General features: G+C 59.3%; 5 protein-coding genes. 3 read left to right on the top strand and 2 right to left on the bottom strand.

Annotated features, from left to right (window positions below; genetic code table 11):
- Positions 1-242: 242 nt before the first annotated feature.
- Positions 243-1,889 carry a chaperonin GroEL gene (groL, locus tag ACY69P_RS00890; RefSeq protein WP_459897810.1) on the bottom strand — a complete coding sequence of 549 codons (1,647 nt, stop codon included), beginning with the start codon at positions 1,887-1,889 and terminating at the stop codon, positions 243-245.
- A gap of 43 nt (positions 1,890-1,932) precedes the next feature.
- Entirely contained in the window at positions 1,933-2,223 is a 291-nt protein-coding gene (gene groES, locus ACY69P_RS00885) for a co-chaperone GroES (protein ID WP_404845659.1), read from the bottom strand.
- A 324-nt stretch (positions 2,224-2,547) separates the two neighbouring features.
- Here groES and ACY69P_RS00880 point away from each other — a divergent pair, with 324 nt between their 5' ends.
- Genes ACY69P_RS00880 through ACY69P_RS00870 form a run of 3 tightly spaced genes read left to right on the top strand, consistent with a single transcriptional unit; the run spans position 2,548 to position 6,068 of the window.
- The gene (locus ACY69P_RS00880) at positions 2,548-3,486 is read left to right on the top strand and encodes a phosphate/phosphite/phosphonate ABC transporter substrate-binding protein (protein WP_459897808.1); all 939 of its coding nucleotides are present in this window, start codon (positions 2,548-2,550) and stop codon (positions 3,484-3,486) included.
- A 6-nt stretch (positions 3,487-3,492) separates the two neighbouring features.
- Complete coding sequence (locus ACY69P_RS00875) at positions 3,493-5,721, top strand: ATP-binding protein (RefSeq protein ID WP_459897806.1); 2,229 nt, start codon at positions 3,493-3,495, stop codon at positions 5,719-5,721.
- Entirely contained in the window at positions 5,709-6,068 is a 360-nt protein-coding gene (locus tag ACY69P_RS00870; RefSeq protein ID WP_404845656.1) for a response regulator, read from the top strand. The genes ACY69P_RS00875 and ACY69P_RS00870 overlap by 13 nt, the downstream gene beginning before the upstream one ends.
- The last annotated feature ends 5 nt before the right edge of the window (positions 6,069-6,073 follow it).

Genomic DNA, 6,073 nt, shown 5'->3' with positions numbered 1-6,073 from the left:
CGCTCTCGGGATTCTCAAGGGTCCGCGACCCTTGAGCCTGCGGAGCACAAAAAGCCCTGCCCTTGCCCGGCAGCACAACGCCACCGCCTCCCCACACCCAAACCACCCCGCTCCGAATGGTTGTCCAGACCGAAGCCTCAGCCACCACCACTCTCCCCCCTCAGCAGGCCAAAGACGCAAAAAAAGGCCGGCCCCGAAGGGCCGGCCATATGTCTTCGCAATGGAATGGTCGCGGATGGCGTTTAGTACATGCCACCCATGCCGCCCATGCCGCCCATGCCAGCAGGCATAGCGGGAGCAGCTGCGCCCTTCTCTTCGGGCTTTTCGGCGATGGCGCACTCGGTGGTGAGCAGCAGGCCAGCCACGGAAGAGGAGTTCTGCAGAGCGCTGCGGGTCACCTTCTTGGGATCGATGACACCGGCCTTGATGAGGTCTTCGTACTCGCAGGAGGCGGCGTTGAAGCCGTAGCCGTCCTTGTTGGAGCGGACCTTCTCGACAACGATGGAGCCTTCGAGGCCAGCGTTGTTGGCGATCATGCGCAGGGGCTCTTCGATGGCGCGGGAGATGATGGAGACGCCAGCGGCCTCGTCATCGTCGGCCACGGAGACCTTGTCCAGCACGCTGGAGCAGCGGACCAGAGCCACGCCGCCACCAGGCACGATGCCTTCTTCGACGGCTGCGCGGGTCGCGTTGAGGGCGTCTTCCACGCGGGCTTTCTTTTCCTTCATCTCGGTCTCGGTGGCAGCGCCAACGTTGATCACAGCGACACCGCCGACGATCTTGGCCAGACGCTCCTGGAGCTTCTCGCGGTCGTAGTCGGACGTGGTCTCGTCGATCTGCGCGCGGAGCTGAGCCACACGGGCCTTGATGTCTTCGGCTTCGCCAGCACCGTCAACGATGGTGGTGTTTTCCTTGTCGATGACAACACGCTTGGCGGTGCCAAGGTCGTTGACGCTGACGTTCTCGAGCTTGAGGCCGAGATCGTCGGACACAACCTGACCACCGGTGAGGATGGCGATGTCCTTGAGCATTTCCTTGCGGCGCTCGCCAAAGCCGGGGGCCTTGATGGCGACCACGTTCAGGATGCCGCGGAGCTTATTCACAACGAGGGTAGCAAGGGCTTCGCCGTCCACGTCCTCAGCAATGATGACGAGGGGCTTGGACATCTTGGCAACCTGCTCCAGAACGGGCAGGAGATCCTTCATGTTGGAGATCTTGCTCTCGTTGATGAGGATCATGGGCTCTTCCATCTCGCAGACCATCTTCTCGGGGTTGGTCACGAAGTAGGGGGAGAGGTAGCCGCGATCGAACTGCATGCCTTCCACAACGTCGAGGGTGGTCTCGAGACCCTTTGCTTCCTCAACGGTGATGACGCCTTCCTTGCCGACCTTGTTCATGGCCTCGGCAATGATGTTGCCGATGGTGGCGTCGTTGTTGGCGGAAATGGTGCCGATCTGGGCAATTTCCTTCTGGTCGCGGGTGGGCTTGGTCAGCTTGACCAGCTCATCGGAGAGGGCTTCGACAGCCTTGTCGATGCCGCGCTTGATAGCCATGGGGTTGCGGCCGGCAGCCACAAGCTTCACGCCTTCGGTGAAGATGGCCTGAGCGAGGATGGTCGCCGTGGTGGTGCCGTCACCGGCAACATCGGAGGTCTTGGAAGCAACTTCCTTAACCATCTGGGCGCCCATGTTCTCGAACTTGTCTTCCAGCTCAATCTCCTTGGCGACGGTCACGCCGTCCTTGGTGATGATGGGGGAGCCGAAGGACTTTTCGATGACAACGTTACGGCCCTTGGGGCCGAGGGTCACCTTGACAGCGTTGGCAAGGGTGTCAACGCCAATTTTCAGCTTTTCACGGGCCTTTGCGTCAAAACGGATATCTTTGGCCATTGTGGTCTCTCCTCTCTAAAAAATCTATTTGCGATCGAAAATTCTACTGCTCGACGATAGCCAGGATGTCATCCTCGCGCATGACGAGGTGTTCCTTACCGTCAATCTTGATCTCGGTACCGGCGTACTTGTTGAAGAGAACCATGTCGCCTTCCTTGACGGACATAGCGATGGTCTTGCCGGACTCGTCGGTCTTGCCGGGGCCAGCGGCCACGATTTCGCCACGCATGGGCTTTTCCTTGGCCGTGTCGGGGATGATGATGCCTCCGGCGGACACTTCTTCACTCTCCAGGCGCTTGACCAGGACTCGATCGTTAAGCGGCTTCAACTTCATTTCGGTTCCTCCATTAGCGAATTTTTTCGATGCGCTGTTAGCACTCGGTCATGGCGAGTGCCAATCGCGACGCTAAGCAGTTATAGCTTGATTCAGCAAAAAGCAAACCCGAAAACCGGGCAACGCATGAAACATTAGTCCGCCGGGGGGGATAGTCAACACCTGTGGCGAAATTTTTTTGGAACTTTTTTTCGCGCCCCCCTCGCCGCCTCCGCGTCGGCCCCGCGACAATCCTTGCTCCACGGCCTTTTGGCGGGGTTTCCCTTCGGGGCGGGTCAGGGTATGGTGATTATGCCTTACCATCGCACCTTTAAGGAAAACATCATGTTCAGACCCCTGAAGTACATCCTCGCGCTGACCATCATTCTCGGCTTCGTCGCAGTCTTTGGCTGCACGGACCCCGAACCGGTGAAAAAAGTGGACCTCTCCCACAGGGAAGAGGTCACCTTCCGTGCCCGCAAAGGGGAAATCACCTACGCCTATCTGCCCCAGTATTCCCACAGCGTGTCCTACCAGCGCCACCACCTGCTGGTGGAGCATCTGTCCGAAACTACAGGGCTGAAATTCCGCCAAGTGTTCCCAGACACCTTTGACGAGCACATGAACATGGTGGGCGAAGGCCTCATCGACATTTCGTTCTCCAACCCCTTCATCTACGTGAAGCTGGCGGACCGCTACGGCGCGCGCGCCTTTGCCAGAGTGGTGGAGCGCGGGCGCGGTGCCAACTTCCGCGGGCAAATCATCGTCCGCACCGACAACCCGGACATCAAGACATTACAAGACGTGAAGGGCCAGCACTGGCTGGCAGTGGACCCCTCCTCCGCGGGCGGCTACCTGTTCGCCCTTGGGCACTTTCTTGAAAACGGCATCAAAAAGCACGACTTCGCGGAAATCGCCTTTGCCCCCGGACCGGGCGGCAAGCAGGAGAAAGTCGTCCTTGGCGTGTACTCCGGACGCTTTGGCGTCGGCTCCATCCGCGAGGGCACCCTTGACGTTTTGGAAGGCGCCATCGACCTGTCGCGCATCCGCGTCCTTGCCACCACACGCTGGTATCCCGGCTGGGTCTACGCCGCGCGCAAGGGCCTCGACCCCGAGGTGGTCCGCAAGGTGAGCGAGGCCATGGCGTCCCTCTCCATGAATGACCCGGCCGACAGACAAATACTGGACCTTGCCCAAATTATTGAAATCATCCCGGCCCACGACAAGGATTTCGACCCCGTACGGGACCTTGCCAGGCGCATCGGCCTCAACCTTTCCCGGTAGGACGGCATGACCGAGCACAACGCACCCCTTTCCATCCTCCAGCGCCTGACCAATCCGTTTCTGCGCTTTCTGCGCGAACGGCTGGACCCCTATGGCCGGAAACCCATGCCCGGCATCCGCCTGCTCACGCGGATGCGTTTTAAGGACAAAATCAACTTTGGCATCACCAGCGTGGTGATTTTCTTTGGCGTCTTGTCGGCGGTGCTGGTCAGCCGCGTGGCCGTAATTACCCTACTGGAGGAAAACCGCGACCGGGGCCGCAGCATGGCCGTCAATATGGCCTCGCGCGCCGTGGACCCTCTGCTGGCCAAGGACTTTCTGCGCCTGAAAAACCTCGTGGACGAAATAGAGCGCCTGTCGGACTACACGCTCTACGCCTTTATTCAGGACAAAAACAACGACGTACTGGTGCACACCTTCAAACGCGGCTTTCCCGTCGAGCTCATAGGCGCCAACGCCCCGCAGGAAAACGGCGTCAGCATCCAGCTGCTGGATACCGGAGACAAACGCATCTACGACTTTGCCGCGCCCATCCTCATTGGGGACTGGACCTTCGGCACGGTGCGCCTTGGCGTCTCGCAGGCGCGGGTGCAGGCCGTGCAGCGGCGGGTGCTGACCACCATTGTGGGCGTCACCGCCGCAGTGGCCGCCGTGGCCGTGCTGCTGGGGAGCATCTTCTCGCGCAATGTGGCCGCGCGCATCAACGCCCTGCGCCAAAGCGCAGAGGACGTGGTCCGCGGCAATCTGGACGTGCAGACCGGCCCGCGCCTGTACCGCAACTGCTGGGAGATTCAGCAATGCGGCAAAACCGAGTGCCCGGCCTACAAGGACGACAGGCGGCGGTGCTGGTATCTGGCGGGCACGCTGTGCCCGGACTGTTCGCCCAAGTCCTACCCGGAAAAGCTCCAGACCTGCCGCGAGTGTGATGTCTTTGTGGAGAATATGGGCGATGAAATCCAAAGCCTTGCCGAAACCTTTGACGTCATGGCCCTCGCCCTCAAGGAGCACCTTGAGGAACTGCAGCTGACGCAGGCGGACCTTGAACGCCAACAGCAGCTCATGAAGACCATCCTCGACGTGACGCCGGACCTTGTGTCACTTCAGGGCACGGACCTGCGCTACATGGCCGTGAACAAGGCCTTTTGCACCTATTATCATCTCAATGAATCCGACATCGTCGGGCGCACGGACTTTGACCTCTTCGACGAGTACGTCGCCGATGGCAACTATCACGAAGACATGCAAATTCTGCTCAGCGGGCATCCCATGTCCAAGCAGGAGCTGCTGCAAAGCGGCGACCAGAAGCGCTGGTTCCACATCATCAAGGTGCCGGTCTACGACAACGACGAAATTATCGGCCTGCTGCTGACCGCGCGTGATATTACCATCATCAAGCAATATCAGGAGCGGCTCATCCACTCCCAAAAAATGCAGGACCTCGGCAAGCTGGCCGGCGGCGTGGCGCACGAAATCAACACCCCCCTCGGCATTGTGCTGGGCTATGCCCAGTTGCTCATCGAGGACGCGCCGGATGGGTCGCAACTCAGTGAAGACTTGAAAACTATCGAGAAACAGACCAAAGTCTGCAAAAAGATTGTCGCCGACCTGCTGGGCTTTTCACGGCACATTGAAAGCAGCATGGAAACCATGGACCTGAACCAGTCCATAGAGGAAGTTACGTCCCTTGTGGACCACATCTTCAAGCAGGAACGTGTCAGCATCGTGACGGATTTTGACCCGACGGTCACTCCTATTGTCGGCGACAAGGACAAGTTGAAACAGGTGTGGATGAACCTTCTGAACAATGCCTTCGACGCCATTGGCTCGGACGGGTCCATCTTTGTGGGCACCAAGATGTGCAGCCACCGGCGGCGGGTGGTCATCAGTGTGGCGGATACCGGCTCCGGCGTATCGCAGGAGGACATCAACCACATCTTTGACCCGTTCTTCACCACCAAGCCCGCTGGCGAGGGCACCGGGCTCGGCCTTGCCGTGTCCTTTGGCATCATCAGCGACCACAAGGGCCGCATATCGGCCATCAGTCCCGCACCGCTGGACTATATTGAAACAAGCGGGGACAAGCATACCTCCGCGCGCCCGGGACCGGGCACGCTGTTCATCGTGGAACTGCCCCTCACCAAGGAGGGGCTGCCCGACGAGGAATGCCCCGAAGTGACGGAAGTTCTCTCCTCCAAAGGAGACTATTCAGCAGGAGGCCTGTCGTGGCAGAGATAGTCGTACTGGACGATGTAATGGATGCGGGAATTCTCATCCGCAGAATACTGGAGCGCAAGGGCCATGTGGTCCACTCCTTCACCGAGGAGGAAGAAGCGCTGGACCATATCCGCAAGCAGACCGTTGACCTTGCCATACTGGACATTAAACTCAAGAAGATGACCGGCGTGGAAGTGCTGGAGGAAATCAAAAAGATTTCCAAGGCCGTCAAGGTCATCATGCTTACGGGCTACCCCACCCTTGAAACGGCCCGTCAATGTCAGGAGCTGGGCGCGGTGGACTACTGCGTCAAGCCCATCGACAAGGACGAACTGGAAGAAAAAGTCTCCAAGGCACTGACCACATAAGGACA

The sequence above is a fragment of the Desulfobaculum sp. genome (genome assembly GCF_054921475.1).
This window is presented reverse-complemented; position numbering and strand designations above follow the sequence as displayed.